The organism is Maridesulfovibrio ferrireducens, assembly GCF_900101105.1.
GTDB classification, from domain to species: domain Bacteria; phylum Desulfobacterota; class Desulfovibrionia; order Desulfovibrionales; family Desulfovibrionaceae; genus Maridesulfovibrio; species Maridesulfovibrio ferrireducens.
Map to the genome: position 1 here is coordinate 453148 of NZ_FNGA01000001.1, position 17793 is coordinate 470940.

The window sequence follows — 17793 nt, forward strand, 5'->3', positions numbered from 1 at the left end:
TTACCAGCGGCGAGTCAGAACTGTTTTCCAAACCTCCGGTATATATTTCTCATACGCATGCCCTATGGATTCCAAAGGAATCATACTTCCTGAAAGACTGATAGCATAAGGTTTCATAAGCCTGAGTGGATAATCGCCACTTTCCAACTGGAAACCGTTACCACTGTTCAAAACCGTAAGCATATCTGTTGAACTCCGCCCAACTAAAACAGAGTCCGGGAAGAAATTAGCATTCTTTATCTGAGAATAAAAACCATCATAAAGAGTTTTGCATATAAAAATAAAATCTTCTTTCCAAAGGCTTCTGTTAACGCTCGGCAGAGTTTCATTAGTCACATAATGAATTTTTTTATCTTCAAGAAATCCGTAAGTGTCGTTTTTTTTGGCATCAGCAACAATAATATTACCTAACCCCATTCTTCCCATAATTTCATTTGTTCTTTCAGCTACAATCTGGTTGCGCTCTATTCCGACCAAAGAAGTACTTGAAAAACCATTTCTTTTTGCAAAAACACTCATTGCAAGCATCAAAACACCAGTTCCAGAGCCGATATCAAGCCCCGTAAAAGTATCCCCGTCTAAAGTTGTAGCCCCTTCTGCAATAGCTTTAAAAATATGCGCACTCTTGGGTAAATCGGCCAGCATACACAAAGCAAACCCGTATGAAAGCAATGTCTTGCGAATATCTAAACATCCTTCAAGAACATCACTTCCAAGCCTGCGGTGCACAAACTGATCAAAAATCAATGATATCTCTTCAAGAGTAAGCACTCTTTCATGCGACCCCGGATAAACATAAGCATGAAAAAATTTCACGAGGATATTCAGCAGCAATGGCCCGTCTAATTCGGTGCCTGCGTCCCCCGCCTCTTCAATATCATTGAGGAGTGAAGTTTTCCTGTAAATATCACTTGAAAGAACCGTTGTCGGCATTGCCTGACGTTGCAACAAACGGAGACTGGCTTTTTGAATCATTGCTAAATACCCCGACTAAAATAATAAATGGATTCCTGCTTCTGACGATACTACTTAAGTATACCCTGATTTTAAATCCATTTCCACAAATCACATCATCTGGCAGGTCTTTTTCTCAAGAAACAGATTCAAACCGGATCACAGTTTGAATACAATGAAGTAATATTACAACCATTTTAAAACAATTACAGTTCAATAAAATACGAATTCAGTAAAATATTTCAGCTGCTAACAAATAAACCAAAGCAATCTAAAAAGCAAAAATTGAGCTATACTTTGCACCGACGGAGCAAAAACTTGCACTTGACCTTTGCGCTAATCCTGATACGGACTTTCAAGACCCTGAAAAAGACAAGGGTTTTATTAAAAAAAATAATCAAAAGTCACACTGGAAAAGCCCGGTAAAGGACATATTCTCATGCAGGAACAAGTAGATAAAATCATCAAAAAAGAAGTTGAGCGCAGACGCACTTTCGGCATCATCAGCCACCCTGACGCAGGTAAAACAACTTTAACTGAAAAACTGCTCCTTTATGGTGGAGCTATTCAGATGGCGGGAACAGTAAAATCCCGCAAAGCAAACCGCCACGCAACATCCGACTGGATGGCAATGGAGCAGGAACGCGGCATCTCCGTAACAACTTCTGTTATGAAATTTAATTATCGCGATTATGAGATCAATCTGCTTGATACTCCCGGCCATCAGGATTTCTCCGAAGATACATACCGTGTTTTAACAGCGGTAGACTCCGCTCTTATGGTTATCGACTGCGCAAAGGGTGTTGAGAATCAGACAAAAAAACTGATGGAAGTCTGCCGCATGCGCGATACTCCCATCATTACTTTCATTAATAAGATGGACCGCGAAGGAATAGATCCCTTTGACCTGCTTTCCGACATCGAAGAAACTTTAAAAATTGAGTGCGCTCCGTTGAGCTGGCCCATTGGTATGGGTTCAGATTTCAAAGGAACATACAATATGCATAAAGGCGAACTTCACCTTTTTTCTGCAACTCACGGCGGCTCTATTCAAAAAGGGGAAGTCATAACTGATCTGAATAGTCCGCGCCTTGATGAACTGCTTGGATCGCAGGCTGATCAACTACGCGAAGAACTGGATCTGCTGCAAGGCGCCGGTTACCCGTTTGATAAAGAACGCTATCTCGCAGGCAAGCAGACTCCTGTATTTTTCGGTAGTGCCATCAACAACTTCGGTGTTCAGGAAATGCTGAATTCCTTTGTTGAACTGGCTCCATGCCCCGGCCCCAGAGCGAGCACAACCCGCGAGGTTTCGCCATTTGAAAGCGATTTTTCAGCCTTTGCCTTTAAAATACAGGCCAACATGGACCCCGCGCACCGTGACCGCATAGCGTTCATGCGCATTTGTTCGGGTAAATTTACCCGAGGAATGAAGGTCCGCCATCATCGCATCGGTAAAGATTTTCAAATTGCCAATGCAACCATCTTCATGGCTCAGGACCGTACAGGAGTTGAAGAAGCATGGCCCGGCGATATCATAGGTGTTCACAACCACGGAACCATCAAAATCGGTGATACCTTTACTTCTTCGAAGGACGAATTGAAATTTACCGGAATACCTAACTTTGCCCCTGAACATTTTCGCAGAGTTCGTCTTAAAGATCCGCTGAAAAGCAAGCAGCTAAATAAAGGGTTGCATCAGCTCGCGGAAGAAGGCGCTGTTCAGCTCTTCAAACCCCTGGGCAACAACGATAATATTCTCGGAGCTGTCGGGCTACTCCAGTTCGAAGTAATCATGTCCCGCCTGAAAGGTGAGTACAGCGTTGAAGCACTTTACGAACCAGTAGAATTTCACACGGCAAGATGGCTTTCCAGTGACGACATTAAAGAACTGGAAGGAATTAAAAAGCGTTATCCACGCTTTGTAGCTCTTGACGGAGATGACAATCTGACCTTTCTTGCCCCCAGTCAGTGGAGATTACAACAGGCGGAAGAAGAATGGCCGAAGATCTCTTTCCAAAAAACGAGAGAGCATCAATAGCCTTCACAATCAACCCCGCATAAAAATATAAGCATCAAATTTGTTACACGGGGTTGACGAAGCCGTCATAGGCTAATATCCAACTAGGTGATTATTAAAAGCTCTAACTTCGTTATCCTCGTTAAATACAATTAAACTCGGATATCAGAGGCAGCGCAAAAAGCAAAAAAGAACAAAAAGTTACAGCAGACAAACAATCTGCGAAATATTTTTTGCTCGGTATTTAACACAACTTTGGCTGTATGCGACTTAAAATTAGCCGTTTTTTGTTACCATATCCTGCCGAACCGTGATCTTTCAGGTTCTTTAAGCCTGACAAATCACGGTCCGGCAGGAACTAATAAACCGACCGTCAGGAACAGACCCTTCAACCTTATGCAATTACCTGAAAAATATAAAAAAAAATTTACCAAAGAGGAAATCAACGAGCTTCCTTTGCGACAGTACGAAGGACCTATCAAGCTTATTGATTGTGAAGAAAATATTCCTGAAATTATCGCTGAAATAAGTGAATCAGGATTACTTGGATTTGACACAGAAACCAGACCCGTCTTCCGCAAAGGGCTTTCGTATCCTCCATCACTGATTCAGCTTGCGACAGCCAACTGTGTTTACCTTCTGCACCTGAATCACATTCCGCTATCAATCGAAATAAAAAAACTGCTTTCCTCCGCCAATATTATTAAAACCGGAGTTGCAGTTATAAATGATGTAAAAGAGCTGAAACAAGTTTCTCACTTTGAAGCAAAAGGATTTGTTGATCTGGGGGATCTTGCAAGATCTCTTGAAATGCAGACTAACGGACTTCGCAATCTTGCTGCCAATCTGCTCGGCTTCCGCATTTCCAAAGGAGTTCAATGCTCTAACTGGGGGCGCAAAGATCTCTCTCCGCAGCAAATCACGTATGCAGCGACCGACGCATGGGTAAGCAGAGAAATCTATTTAAAATTTCAGGAAATGGGAGCTCTTTAACCCCACTCTCTGTAGGACTTGCAACTCTCAAAAACGGGCATCAAAACACCCCGAAGTAAGGTCTCACATTACAATGAAAGGTAAATTTTCCGTCATTATAGCGTTTTTTATTTTGCTCACCGCAACCTCCGCATTTGCGCAGGACGGCTGTGACAATTTATTGAAAACGGAATTGACTAATATTCCCGGCGTTCAAACGACTATTCAGGAAAACGGCAAATTTCTCACAATACTGGCAACTTCAGATAAAGCTGAATCCATTAAAATTGCTTCACGCATTACAGCTCTTCATAGTCGCACTTCTTCTACAGGGTGTGATTTCAACTCATTCCCCATTGCCGTATTTAACAGCAACCTCCTTTCTGTAAAAACAAAAACTGCCGATAACCTGAGCAACGCTGATATTGAAAAGCTGTTGTATAAACATGTCTACGCACTCAGCCCTGTTCAGGTTGATGAAAACCTTAAAGGGTACACTAGACTGGCAGAATTGTTCCCGCTCAACAGTTATTACGCAGCCCGGGTGGAGCACTATAAAGAACGCAGTGACCTTCAAAAAACCAGAAATAACTTTATCAAAAAATGCCTTAGAGAAGCGGCTAAAGATAAAAATATTCGCGATCTGAAAATTAACCGCGATGTTTATCTTTTCATCACAGATGATGACACTCCTCAAAAAACATCTTTAGCTTTTCTTGATAAAGTTGAAAAAATTACTCCCAGACCTAAAAAAGAACTCTGTCTGTTTTTCTATGATTCTGAACTGAACCGCAAAGGAGATTCCTGCCCCGCAGAATATCAACAGAATCTGGGCAATACCGAAGAAACTCTTTTGATGAATTATGTTCAATCAATTCCAAGCTATCGTATTGAGCAGAATATAAATGGTTACAAAGCTCTCAAGAAACTGAATCCAGCCTCAACGTTGTATACGAGCAAGCTTGATTCATATGAATCCAAACTGCGTGGACTGAACAATTTTTTAAACATTCAGACATCGTCAGGTGAAAAACTGTTTCTAAAAAATATTCTAAGAGGATCAACTCTTTTTGTCACACTTGACGATAAAGCCATTGAAGGGAAATCCAGAAAGTCTTTAAAAAGCTTCTATAGCGCTCTCAACAGCTATTATGCTTATTCCGGCAGCCCTTATCAAAGATGCATGCTAAAATCTCAGACAGGCGCAACTCTGGGCAAAATTCAGTGTACCAAGAACGGACGTTGCAGATTCAAAGAGTAAACGGCACTTAGACTACTTCTTAAATAATAAAAGCCTATCCCTTGTAAAAAGAGATAGGCTTTTTCTTTTCCATTTCAGACAAAAATCTAACTTGTCACGTAAAAATAAACAGCCCCGACAACAAACAAGCTTGAAGCTCGCAATGCCTGATTGTAGATAATTAGCTTCAAAGCCATTCTGCCTTTGAAAATTCCCGCATAATATGGAAGCTGATGACGCAACGCCCGCATAGGAGTTGATAAAATATTACCGATCATCAACGCCAGAACAATATCACGAGGCCCCAGCGTACCTGCCCCGAGAAGAGAGCCCGCCGCGGCTAGTCCGGCCGTGAACTCAGCCGCCAGACTAAAGACTACTATTCCGAAAATTTCCGGATTAAGCCACGATAGAAAGCTCAGGTGTTCGCTTAAAAAAGTCTGAAAAGAAGCAAGCACGCCGTAATGGCGCAAGAAAAAAAATGCCGTATAAATAGGAACTGTAATAAAAATTACACGTGGCAACCTTTTGCGCAGTCTCTTTAATGCAGTAGACGCGACAGCAACTAAATCACGAGGTTCCTGACTTTTCAGTTTTGCTGAAATACTGCCGCAACATCCTTCCGGAGAAAGTGACATGCGGCCCCACAGGATAATCAGCCCGGTACGAAGAAATGCTGCGAGAAGCGTCAGCCCGACATAAATAAAAGCAACCCGCCCGATAAAAGGAGCGGCTATAAAAAAGACCGTGGGCATATGCAGAAAGTAAGTCGGTAAGCTGTTGAAAAGGTTAGAAACAACCAATTCCTTATCAGATATTTCACCTTTATCATAAGCTTCCGAAAGCATGGAGTTAGCGGCAACTCCTGAAAAGAAAGCCAAAGCAAAGCTGGCTCCGCTGATATCTTTAAGCCTTCCCATGCGGATAAGAGGAGTGGCAACTTTACCCATAGCCCTTGTCCAGCGAAGCCCTTCCAGAATATTCCCGACCAAAAGACCAATACTGATAAACATCACGAGCCGGACCAGAGGCCAGCCCAGCCCGTTCCATAAAATTTCAGGAGAAAAAGACAATTAAACCTACTTTGTTATCCATACATCAGAACTTAATATTTTGAATTCAGAATGAGCATCAGAAATAACATTCCGCGCGACAAGTTCCTTTACAGCACTATGAAAATCGCCTTCATCAGCATTCCACTTTTCAAGACAGTTCTTAGTGGTGACAACCTGACGGGGAGCTGTGCAATTCTGTGATGCATCTATCTTGCCGCCTTCAAGGCTTTCAATCATAAGAAAAAGAGAAACCGCTTCCACAGATAGTCCAATATCAAAAACTGCAATTGCCATAACAACCTCCATATTTAAGAAAAGTGCAAGAAACTACAGTTGCAACCGAACGCTTAATTCTTATTTTTTTCCATAAGCAAAGTTTTAAATATCTTCAATTCGTCAGCATTCATATTAGTAAAGTTTTCTTTTCCCGGGAACTCCCCTGCAAAAACCTCATCACAATAAGTCTTTATCGCGCCGATACTCTCACCGCGAAGCTGAGCAAATTTCTTAACAAACATAGGTACAAATCTATCAAAAAGGCCCAAAATATCGTGATAAACTAAAATCTGCCCGTCTGTATCAGGTCCTGCCCCGATGCCTATTGTGGGAATCGAAACACGATTCGTAATCTCCTGCGCAACTTCAGAGGGAATGGCTTCAAGCACAATGGAAAAACATCCGGCAGCTTCAAGCGCAAGAGCTTCATCAACAAGAGCCGCTGCCGAACGGGCAGTCTTGCCCTGAGCCTTAAATCCACCGAACCGGGCAACATGCTGAGGAGTCAGGCCGATGTGTCCCTGTACAGGCACGCCGGAACTGACAATTGCGCGAACATGCTCAAGAAAAGGAAACCCGCCTTCAAGCTTAACGGCACGCGCGCCCGTCTTGCTTAAAAATTTTCCGGCATTCTCAACCGCCATACTAACAGAGGGCTGGTAAGACATGAAAGGCATATCTCCGATAATAAGCGCCCTTGAAGCCCCGCGGGAAACAGCCGCCGTATGATGAAGCATATCTTCCATAGTCACGGACAGAGTGTCTTCGTAACCTAGAACAACCATCCCTAATGAATCTCCGACAAGAATCATATCCACTTCCGCAGCGTCGGCAATTTGTCCCGAAGAATAGTCGTAAGCGGTTATTGCTGTGATTTTTCTCTTACCTTTCAAGTCTATGATTGCAGGAGCTGTAACTTTTTTCATACCATGACCTCATATATAAATTTAATGATCTCGCACAGGGGCGCACTTATAATCAAAAAGATTCCAAATTAACAGAAGCGAAGTCACTTGAGCAAGAGCAAGCCTAATCGTCAAGTTAAAGGAAAAAGTTCACAAAGCAAAAAAAAAGACCCGGAAAATCCGGGTCTTTTAAAAGATACTGATAAAATAGAACTAAACTTCCTGCATAACCCAGACAACACGTCCGACAACCAGCTTATTCTGATCCTGAACAGCTATGTACAGTTCGGGATGCTGAGGGTCTTCCGGGCGTAAAATAAAGCGTGAATTTTCAGGATCAAAAAAGACTCTGCGGATGACCACACCCTGATAAGGAACGTGGACAGCATAAATATCACCGGCCATAAGCCGCTTCTGAGTCTCGTCGACTCCCGCAAAAGCATTTCTTCTAATGGCTGGTTCCATTGAAGAACCTTCTACTTTGAGAACAACCATAGAAGGTCTGTAAAATGTCTCAGGGATATTCAATTCCCCGACCTGTTGCGGTGCCCATTGTTCAGAACCGGACTCTTCGCCGGCCATTGAAGAAACAGGAACAACCCTTCCTCTTGACGGAACCTGTCCGTACTGTGCGGTTGTTTCGCTCAGAATATTATCAGCTGAAATTTTGCCTTTACCCGGCTTCATATATACGGGCTCAACACCATCGGAAAGCCACTCAGGATTCAATCCATGAGTTTTGTATAATTTAATATACCATTCCGCAGGAATAGAACTGCGTCTTTTAGCATCGGAAATACTTGACTGCCTGATGTTTAAAATTTCAGCCAGCTGAACCTGAGTTCTTGTTCCGGTTGCTTTTTTAATTCTTTCTAATGTTTCGTCGAACCATTTAGACATATATATATCCTCCTACGGGTCAGGCTATTTATCTGGAGTTGGCTGTGTTTCCGAAAAAGATAATGCACAGGTACACTATAAAACCGATTAACCGCAACTCATATGTATGAAGTGATAATCTTTCTCACCCCGTACACAAACAAATAAAACCAACACAAACGCGATATTTTGAGAGAGCTTAAAAATGAACCTATATAGGCACCCATATGAAGGACAACTAAATATATTCTCCAACACCGAAAATCATGCAGCAACACCTACATTATACAATAAAACAAATTCAACAAACTTGTTTTCAAAATATTTTTTGGGAAAAAATAAATATAAATAAAAATCGGGCGCTGCAATTTTCAAGAAAAAAACTCAATATTCTGAATTTAACAATCTAAGAGCTTATAATCCTCTGCCAAAAAAATTATTCTACATGAGAACTTTCAACAGGTCTTAGTTGAAATGTATTATTCCGGTCCAAAAGGAAGAATAAAATAAAAATTATTCCCACGTTCACCGCTTTCATATCCTACTTTTCCCCCATGAAGCTCCACAACCTGCCTTACAAAAAACAAACCATGCCCGGAACCATATTCACTTCCTGTATTTTCACATCTAAATCCGGCTTGAAACAACTTTTCACTATCTTCTAAAGAAAGAGGAGGACCGGAAGTAAACACATTCAGCTTTAAACCATCCCATCCATTTTCAAAAAATTTCTTAAGATGATCCCACCCGTATGCGGTGAACTTGTCATGACTGCCATTGTGCAAAACGACTTCACGGGTATATTTAACCGCGTTTGAAAAAAGATTCGCATAAACCTGAGAGATCAACCCGACATCGGCAACAATGCGCACTTCACGATCAGGCACGCCTCCCATGCTCATATCAATCCTGATTCCCCGCTCCTCAAAGCGTGATTTATACCGCTCCAACTGCGGCTCGATTATCTGCTTAAGGAGGTTACACGGCCTCTTCTCAACTATGTAGCGCCCTTCTTCAAAATGTCTGCGTCTAAGTAAAGTTTCAAGAAATAAACTTGTCTGCTCATAATGACTGTGAATTTCATTAAACTGAGAAACCAAACCGGCATACAGCGTATTAAGTTCATTTTTAATTTCGCCGGAAGACTTGCTATCCAGTTCATCACTAAGCTTCTGAATGTTCTCAATACGGTCTCTAAGTCTATTATAAAACAATTTAAAATACATATTAGGAACAATAACGTTATGCCCTACGTCTTTAACAAGATTACGGACAAATTCGAGATGTTCCTGCCCTTTGCGACGCAAAAGCTTGCTATGCAACTGGAAACCGATACGGTTAACAAATTTTTCAAAAAAAAGTGACTGATGATCTGAAAGATCATTAAAATTATAAATTTCAAAACAACCGATAACATCTCCGGACGGCTTAAAATCAAGTTGGCCGATAAGGTCATGGTTTCCGCGGATGGGAATAAAAAGATGACCCCCCTTGAACTCTTTTTCAAGAGGCACAGAGGTACAAATCGGAGATTTAGCTTCTGTGCCGCCAACCGGAACAAACTCGTCCTTTCCAATTGCAATATAAAGCCTGCAATCAACACCGAAAAGGACTTTAGGAACCGAGGTACATACAGTGAAAAACTCTTCAAGCTTATCAAATTCCTGAGCTAAATCAAAAAATATCATCAAAGCACGCTTCTCTACCGTAGAAAAGCTGTAACCTTTGTAATCATCCATTTTCTCATGAACACGGCGCTGTATAATTAACAGTTCTTCCGGCCCAACCTCCGAAATCAGGTGTACACCGACACCAAGTGCATCTTTTGTCTTAATTGAATAAACATCAGCACTTTTTTTTGCATCATTCATAACTTATTCCTGCGGGTCTATAAGGAGGGACGTTAAACTACTCTGTGATACTATACGGCCCAGACAGAAAAGGAGCAAGCCGAACTACTCTTTTTTTATAGATGAAGTCTCATGTTATTTACGGCAGACTGATTTTATGAGAAAGTCCGCCATCCTGATCAACATGGAATGAACATGCCTGAAATTATCCTTATTCAAATATCCGGTGAAGACAAACCCGGCCTGACCTCGTCTCTGACAGAAGTTCTGGCGGGCTACAACATTGATATCCTTGATATCGGTCAGTCTGTAATCCACAACCAACTGGTACTCGGAGTTCTCATAAGACTGCCTCGCGAAGCAGAATCCGCTCCGGTACTCAAAGACCTTATGTTTAAAGGTTATGAGCTGGGTGTTAATGTTAAATTTAAGCCCATTGAAAGCGATAGATACAAAGAATGGGTCGACGCACAGGGCAAGCCCAGACATATCATTACTCTGGTCGGAAACAAAACGACTGGGCGTCTGATTTCAAAAGTATCTGACATTATAGCTGAAAACGGCCTCAATATAGATTTCATCCATCGACTGTCCGGCAGAATCCCCATGAACGGAGAACCTGCTCCAAGGCATGCATGTGTTGAATTTTCCGCCCGTGGCACTCCGCTTGATCCCGACTTAATGCGTGCAAGAATCCTGACCATGGCAACTGAGGAACAAGTTGATATTGCTTTGCAGGAAGACAACGCCTTCCGCCGCAACAGAAGACTTGTCGCTTTTGATATGGACTCGACACTTATTCAGGCTGAAGTGATCGACGAACTGGCAAAAGCCGCCGGTTCCGGTGAGGTTGTCAGCCGTATTACCGAAGCAGCCATGCGCGGCGAAATAGATTTTAAAGAAAGTCTGCGCCAGAGACTGGCAACGCTCAAAGGACTGGACGAAGCTGTGATGGAGGATATCGCTAAAACCCTGCCTATCACAGAGGGAGCCGAGCGCCTTATCTCAAACCTGAAAAAGTTTGGGTACAAAACAGCTATTATTTCTGGAGGATTCACCTATTTCGGGAAAAAACTCCAAAAACATCTGGGCGTTGATTACATATACGCAAACGAGCTTGAAATAATCGACGGCAAGCTGACCGGTAATGTCATCGGTGACATTGTAGACGGTCCCAAAAAAGCCGAACTGCTCACTGAAATTGCAAAAAAAGAAAAAATCAGTCTTCAGCAGGTAATTGCTGTGGGAGACGGAGCGAATGATCTGCCCATGCTCTCAATTGCGGGCCTCGGCATTGCTTTCCATGCCAAACCAAAAGTCAGGCAGGATGCGCGCCAGTCCATTTCACACTTCGGGCTTGATTCAATTCTATATTTAGTCGGCCTTCGCGATCGTGAAACGGATTAATATCTGTTCAACAAAATCTTAATAAAAAAAGCCTCTCAAAATTATTTGAGAGGCTTTTTTTTAACTGTCTTTTCTATCCGCTTTCAACTGCCCGCATGCGGCTTTAATATCCTGCCCCATTGATCTGCGGATGGTTGCGGTAATTTCTTTATCCCATAAATATTTTTCAAAGGCCAAAACCTGTGCCGGATCAGGAGCTTTATAAACAGGCTTATCACCCGGATTGTAAGCGATAAGGTTCACTTTGCATTTACGATGCCCTAAAAGACGCACAAGCTGCTTGGCATGCTCAATCGAGTCATTAACTCCGCCGAGAAGAAGATACTCATACGTAACCCGTTCACGAGGCTTAAGCGGATAACGATCCATTGCCGAAAGCAGTTCGTGTATATCTGTTTGCGCCGCTTTAGGCATAATTTTTGCGCGCAATTCCTGAGTCGGAGCGTGCAGGGATATTGCGGGAAGAGTCAAACCGGATTCACCCAGAATTTCAAGCGGCTTTATAAATCCCACCGAAGAAACCGTTATACGACGAGGCACAAAACTAAGCCCGTCAGGATTATTCAAAGTTTTGAGCGACTTGATAAGTACATCGAGATTCAGCAAAGGTTCGCCCATACCCATGAAAACTAAGTTCTTAAGCGGATTGAGATTCTTTTTATGTAAATACGCCCTGCCGACTAAGACCTGACCGAGAATTTCGGACATGGTCATATTACGCTCAAAACCCATAAGTCCGGTATTACAGAAGGTGCATCCCATAGCACAGCCAACCTGCGTTGAAAGACACTGAGTGTAACGACCTTCCATAGGAATAAGAACGGTTTCAACCAGTGCTCCATCAGTAAGACGCAACAAAATTTTAATTGTTCCGTCCTTACTTGTCTGGACAGTGTCAACTTCAGGATGATGCAATACAGCTTTGCTTTTTAAATTTTCACGAAGTCCCTTGGCAATATTCGTCATGTCATCAAAGCTACCCACGCCTTTCTGCCACAGCCATTGCCAAATCTGTTTAACTCTGAATTTAGGACCTTTAAGTTCTACCGAAATAAATTTTTCCAGCTCTTCGTAATCAAGACTCAGTATATCAATCATAATGTAATATCTTATTATTTAAATTTATTGTTTTGGAATAAACCGGACTATCCGAATCTGTGTATCTACCCACTTAACAGAAAGCATATTCATTTCTTCAACTACTACCATATCTTTAATCATTGGTGGAAGTGTCTCTAAAAACTTATAAAACTCAATATAATCATGAGAACTTAGCAGCATGACCGCGCTATCAAATTTTGTTTCTTTAAAATACTTATAGGCAGGATATTTTTCAGCATCCGGGTGCTCTTTTTTAAAGAGATCTGCCGCCTTCTCAGGCGTTGCAATTGCTTGCAGCATTTCAGCAGGATGAGCACTTGAGCCGAGCGAGTACATGCAGCCGGAACCGTTATCAAGCTTTTTCAAAAAGTAAACAACATCAGGAAAAGCCTTGATAAAAAAGGGCCTGTGCAAAACAAGTGTGTTCCCTTCTGTTATTTCTTTAAGCCCGTCGGTCAAAGCCTGCCCCATGATAGGCAGAGGTTTGTTCTCGCTGATAGAAACATATGACGGCAACGTTCTATAATAGAAAGGCATAACTGCAACAATAGCCAAAGCACCGCCTATTATATGCAAAGCCGGACGTTCGGTCTGCTTAATGCTGACCACAAGCAGAATCAGAAAAAAACATCCGAAAGCAAGGAAAAACGGAACCATGGTATCCATGTACTGTTCAACCGGAACGCCGTCTGCGAGGTTGACTGAAACCTTCATAGCCTTGAAAGATCGATACGAAAGCATCGCCCCCATGGAACAAAGCCATATAAAGCCCATTTCAAAGAACGTTCTATATGATTTATCCCGCTTGGCATTCACCAGCCAGTCACAAACAAGAATGGAAAGTATCGGAAGAACCGGCAGCATATAACGGTTAGACTTGAGTTTGAACAGCAATGTGAAAGTTAAAAGATATACAAGAAAAACACAGACCATAAAAACATATCTTTCGTCATACTTTTCTTTAATAGATTTCCAAATTCCAAACACTGCCCCGAATACATACCCGCCCCAAGGGAAGAAAATTACGGTCAGAGTATCGAGATAAGGATCAAGCCGTCCAAGCTTATCAACCAGCTTTGAACTTGAAGTTGAAGTGTTGTGGAAAAACTGCCCGACCAATCCTTGTGAATAGTCAAATCCGCTGCTCATCCATGCTGCATACAGCCAAAGTCCGAAAGGTATACATCCGGCCAGAAACCAGATCATTAAAATTTTGCGATCATTCCACTTGGCAGTAATAATCCCGCCTAAATTCATGGACGATAAAAAGGAAGCGGATTGTCCCGCTTCGTGCTTCGCGCGGACATTATGCCTGATGCCGACAGCCAGAACATATCCAGCCAGCGGGAGAAATGCGAACGGCCCTTTTGCAAGAACTCCCAAAGCTGTAACAACTGCTCCGCCGATAGAAACAACTTTGCGCTTATCTCCAAGATATCTCAGCAAATAACAGTAAGTAGCCCATGTCACACAGCAGGCGAACACAACGTCCACCTTCATCATTACTGACATAAATTTAAAAAGCACCGAACTTTGGATCATCACGGCCGCAAGCAACCCTGTTGCTGCACCGAACAGCCTTCTTCCGGTAAAAGCAGTACCTAGTACTATGAGCATTGAACAAATAACCGTCGGTATTCTCAAAAGGAAAAGAGTATTGCCGCTGAAACCTTTCAACGAAGCCAGCCAGGCAAAAGGATACATCACCCAATAGGTAAGCGGCGGCTTCTCCATTCTGGGCATACCGTCGAACATAGGGGCAAGGAAATTACCCTGCGAAAACATTTCATAAACAGCACGGGCATATTTAGGTTCATCAATATCATAAAAATAGTTAAGACATATCCCGTAAAAAGACACTGCAAATGAGAAAAGTAGTAGTAAGCCTAAAAGGATTTTCCAGTTTTTTTGACAGAAATCGTCAGAACCGTGCTTTGAATCATAATTCATATATATGTGTTCCTAAAATAATTTAAATCTTAAAAAAAGAAATTCCCATGCGGGGCTTAAGCTCTATCAAGTTTTCCAAGCCAAGTCGAAAAGCGTGGCACTGGATTAAATAAGCATCATAGGTTAGTTAAGAACTTAGACCTTATCCTATATTAAAAGAGGCTGACATGCGTTTTCAATCTATATTACGGTTGTTTTGCTTTATTACCATGTTACTGGCATTCAATGCGATTGCGGCTACAGCCTCGCCTACCATTGCAATCGAAGATTTTAAAGACAAATCAGGTCAACCGGCATCAGAATTTAAAGAATTCCTCATTAACTCCCTTACGGAAGCCGGTTTCTTATGCAGCAACAGTTCCGAGATCAGAAGCGACGTCCGCTACACTCTTGCCGGAATCGTTAAAAAAAACAAGAAAGGAACTTCATACTCTGCGCTGCTGACGGACCGTTTTTCCCTTGAACCGGAAGTTTTTTTCAATGGGAAACAAATCGGAGGCACAAATACCGCTCCTGCCGCATCTAAACTTTCTAAATCTGTCGAAAGCCTGCTTTCGAACCAGATTATAACCTCCGTTGAAATTTTCGGAGATTCAAGACTCACACCGAATGCAATAATGGCCTTAGCGCAAATACGCCCCGGTGAAACCGCTTCTCCTGAAAAGCTTATAGCTGGAAGAATCATTCTTGAAAATTGCGGATTATTCGAAAATGCACAACTCTACATCACTCCCGGACCAGAAGGACGTAAGCTCAAAATCACAGTAAAAGAAGGAGTTATGGTTATAGCAAGCAGCATGCCCGGTCCCGGAAAAGCTGTTCTTGATAACATTCTTGGCCCGCCTGTAAACGATTTACCCAAGTTCCCGGATCTTCCCGAAGCTCTTGCACAAAAAATCAGCAATACCAACTCCACCGGCTTTATTGCTCACGAAGCAGAAAAAGCCCTCGCTAAATTTGAACTGAGTGACTCAAACTATACACCTGAAGACCTTGAACATTTAATCTGCGTTGCTTCCGCCATTCGAAATAAAATTTATTCTTATGACCGCTCATGCAATAACATGTGCATCATTCTCTTGAAGCTATGCTCAGTTCTTGATTCAAAAACAGTTAGAAACATAACTGAGCAACTGCAAAGCAATCTACCCTTAACAGCTTCAGACTCTAATACGATGGAAAAAACCCTTGCTCGTATAGAGTTTCTAAATCAATCCTATAGTGCAGCAGCAGAAACACAAATAAGTCTCGCCTCTCGATTATATACTGAAAGTCCTCATGCTCCGACCATCCCGTGGATTTTATTTTCTCTCGGTGAACAAGCGTTGAAGGCGGAAGATATTAAAAGATCTGCCCCGCTACTTAAAGCAGCCATATCTGTTTCCTCTCTTCCTGTTTCACCGGAAATGCTTATTCTCACAGCGCAAACTCAGTACAGTAACCTCGATCGCAGTTCGGGAGACACAGCGTCAGCACTGCTTCGTCCATTGCTTGCAGAACCGAATCTGAACTTATTTATTCAAAAACAAATTAAAATGATGCCCCATTGGGCCGCATTATGTGAAACAGTCATAGCCATTACCGATGACGACGACTTCAGACTGCAACTAAAAAAAGGGGATGCTTTAATTCTTCTGGACAGACCGGATCTGGCTGAACCTCTGTTTCATCGTCTTCACGAAGAACGCCCTGACGATGCAAGGCCTTTCACCGGGTTCGGAAGACTTGCTTTCCAAAGAACAGGCAACCTTTATTCAGCCCGCCCTTATATTGAAAGGGGTTCTAAGCTGAAGCAACGCGACCGTTTCTTCTACGAATTAGCTCTTGCCTACACGCTGAAAAGAATCGCCGGAGAAGCTCTCCCTACCATTCGCATCAAAGGCAGACATTCGGAAGAAGCCTCCGCCACCAGATTTCTTCTACCCAGAGCCGCCCTTTATGCCGAAGGTTATGAACAATTCAACAAGGCTCAGGCTCTACTTATAAAATCCGGGATAACTGTTCTTGACGAATGGCTTTCTTATACAACAATGGAAAACGATGCGGCATGTGAAAACATGTTTATGCAGACAGATCTTTTAAAAAAGGAGCTTCCTGATTCTGAAGAAATACTTTCAGCTAACTATTTCTTTTCAACCTTTTCAACAGACAGAGATTCAATCAGAAAAATGCTGATACTCCCTCTCGTCAACAGTATCGGATTGAAACCAAGAATTGCACAGCTCAACCTGCTTATAAGAGAAATGTCGATATCGCCGACGAAAGAGCTTGCTGAAGCAACTGAAGCCGCGGTTGTGTCCATTGCTACCGATGCAGAAAATAGAAGCAGAGTTGTCGCTCTTCAAGCCGATGCTCTGGCAATAGTCGGTCTATATATGAACTCAGAAGAAAATCTTATCAGAGCAAAATCTCTTTATGACCTGGCTGTAGACCTAAGTAACAGTCCCGAAAAAGGAAGATTGTTAAATAATCAAGCTTGCGTATATCTGACTCTCGGTAAAAAAAGTGAGGCTGATGACCTCTATGATGAAGCTATGGACAATTCTCCTGACTTTCCAGAGGTTGTGACTCTAGGAAAGACAGTTTCATCCTTTCCACAAAAAGAACTTGAAACGGAACTTTTAGCCTATATTGAAAAAGTAGAGACTATGGAACTGAAACAGGCGGCGAAAGATATACTCGGGACAAAGCCCGAAAAAACTGATGAGAACTCAGCGTTAAATATTTCCAGTCAATCAGGTTCACTGCATGTTCTGCTTAAAGAAACATCCGTAACTGATTCAGATTATGACAATCTTGAAGGGTTACAATTGAACTTTTCATATGAAAGCAACCCATGGCTGCTTCCCGCAAAAACAAAAGAAAAACAGCAATAGCCTTTAAAATAAATTAATCTTCAGACTCCAGAGTGTAATTCATCTCTTCGGCCATCAACTTAAGAGGCTCAACCCTTCCGGTAATTATCATAATTTCCATCAGAGTCTCGGCTCCAAGTTTTGCCTTCGGATCGTCAGGATTCACCTCACGCAGCAAGGTCTTAGGACTTTTGCCCACTTTTTCAGCAAGAACTTCTAAAGGAACCGGTCCGTTTATTACAAGCTCCTGTATTGCTCTTTCAATCCTTTCAGACATTGCGTTAAACCTCTTTCTATATTGGTTATTAAACCACCAAACTACTTATTTA

General features: G+C 42.3%; 14 protein-coding genes. 5 read left to right on the forward strand and 9 right to left on the reverse strand.

Translation table 11 applies throughout. From position 1 onward, the window contains the following. Positions 1–975 carry an SAM-dependent methyltransferase gene (locus BLT41_RS01950; protein ID WP_092157735.1) on the reverse strand — a complete coding sequence of 325 codons (975 nt, stop codon included), beginning with the start codon at positions 973–975 and terminating at the stop codon, positions 1–3. Positions 976–1393: 418 nt separating this feature from the next. Here BLT41_RS01950 and BLT41_RS01955 point away from each other — a divergent pair, with 418 nt between their 5' ends. From BLT41_RS01955 to BLT41_RS01965, 3 genes are all read left to right on the forward strand, one after another. Then, positions 1394–2995, forward strand: a complete 1602-nt coding sequence (locus BLT41_RS01955; RefSeq protein WP_092157737.1) for a peptide chain release factor 3 — start codon at positions 1394–1396, stop codon at positions 2993–2995. A gap of 375 nt (positions 2996–3370) precedes the next feature. Further along, positions 3371–3967 (forward strand): 3'-5' exonuclease, encoded by a 597-nt coding sequence (locus BLT41_RS01960; protein ID WP_092157739.1) that lies wholly within the window; start codon positions 3371–3373, stop codon positions 3965–3967. A 73-nt stretch (positions 3968–4040) separates the two neighbouring features. Further along, the gene (locus BLT41_RS01965; RefSeq protein ID WP_092157741.1) at positions 4041–5207 is read left to right on the forward strand and encodes a hypothetical protein; all 1167 of its coding nucleotides are present in this window, start codon (positions 4041–4043) and stop codon (positions 5205–5207) included. Between the two features lie 86 nt (positions 5208–5293). Here the strand turns inward: BLT41_RS01965 and BLT41_RS01970 are convergent, their stop codons facing one another. The 5 genes from BLT41_RS01970 to BLT41_RS01990 form a co-directional block, all read right to left on the reverse strand. Then, a complete protein-coding gene (locus BLT41_RS01970; RefSeq protein WP_170830289.1) occupies positions 5294–6259 on the reverse strand; it encodes a hypothetical protein in 966 nt (321 codons plus the stop codon). Positions 6260–6265: 6 nt separating this feature from the next. Then, the gene (locus BLT41_RS01975; RefSeq protein ID WP_092157743.1) at positions 6266–6535 is read right to left on the reverse strand and encodes a hypothetical protein; all 270 of its coding nucleotides are present in this window, start codon (positions 6533–6535) and stop codon (positions 6266–6268) included. Positions 6536–6588: 53 nt separating this feature from the next. Further along, positions 6589–7443 (reverse strand): 3-methyl-2-oxobutanoate hydroxymethyltransferase, encoded by an 855-nt coding sequence (gene panB / locus BLT41_RS01980; RefSeq protein ID WP_092157745.1) that lies wholly within the window; start codon positions 7441–7443, stop codon positions 6589–6591. Positions 7444–7635: 192 nt separating this feature from the next. Continuing rightward, positions 7636–8322: a LexA family transcriptional regulator gene (locus BLT41_RS01985; RefSeq protein ID WP_092157747.1), complete on the reverse strand. Its 687-nt coding sequence runs from the start codon at positions 8320–8322 to the stop codon at positions 7636–7638. Between the two features lie 458 nt (positions 8323–8780). Further along, positions 8781–10172, reverse strand: a complete 1392-nt coding sequence (locus BLT41_RS01990) for a sensor histidine kinase (protein WP_092157749.1) — start codon at positions 10170–10172, stop codon at positions 8781–8783. A gap of 174 nt (positions 10173–10346) precedes the next feature. On the opposite strand from BLT41_RS01990, the gene serB reads away from it, so the two are divergent. Next, positions 10347–11558: a phosphoserine phosphatase SerB gene (gene serB, locus BLT41_RS01995; RefSeq protein ID WP_092157751.1), complete on the forward strand. Its 1212-nt coding sequence runs from the start codon at positions 10347–10349 to the stop codon at positions 11556–11558. A gap of 60 nt (positions 11559–11618) precedes the next feature. Here serB and rlmN read toward each other — a convergent pair whose 3' ends face one another. Together rlmN and BLT41_RS02005 are read right to left on the reverse strand one after the other, a co-directional pair. Continuing rightward, positions 11619–12656, reverse strand: coding sequence for a dual-specificity RNA methyltransferase RlmN (gene rlmN, locus BLT41_RS02000; RefSeq protein WP_092157753.1), 1038 nt, complete (start codon positions 12654–12656; stop codon positions 11619–11621). A 24-nt stretch (positions 12657–12680) separates the two neighbouring features. After that, on the reverse strand, positions 12681–14609 hold the full coding sequence (locus BLT41_RS02005) for an ArnT family glycosyltransferase (RefSeq protein ID WP_092157755.1): 1929 nt from the start codon (positions 14607–14609) through the stop codon (positions 12681–12683). A 167-nt stretch (positions 14610–14776) separates the two neighbouring features. Between BLT41_RS02005 and BLT41_RS02010 the strand changes: the two genes are divergently transcribed. Further along, positions 14777–17485: a tetratricopeptide repeat protein gene (locus tag BLT41_RS02010; protein ID WP_092157757.1), complete on the forward strand. Its 2709-nt coding sequence runs from the start codon at positions 14777–14779 to the stop codon at positions 17483–17485. Positions 17486–17498: 13 nt separating this feature from the next. Here BLT41_RS02010 and BLT41_RS02015 read toward each other — a convergent pair whose 3' ends face one another. Further along, on the reverse strand, positions 17499–17741 hold the full coding sequence (locus BLT41_RS02015) for a phage regulatory CII family protein (protein WP_092157759.1): 243 nt from the start codon (positions 17739–17741) through the stop codon (positions 17499–17501). Between the last annotated feature and the right edge of the window lie 52 nt (positions 17742–17793).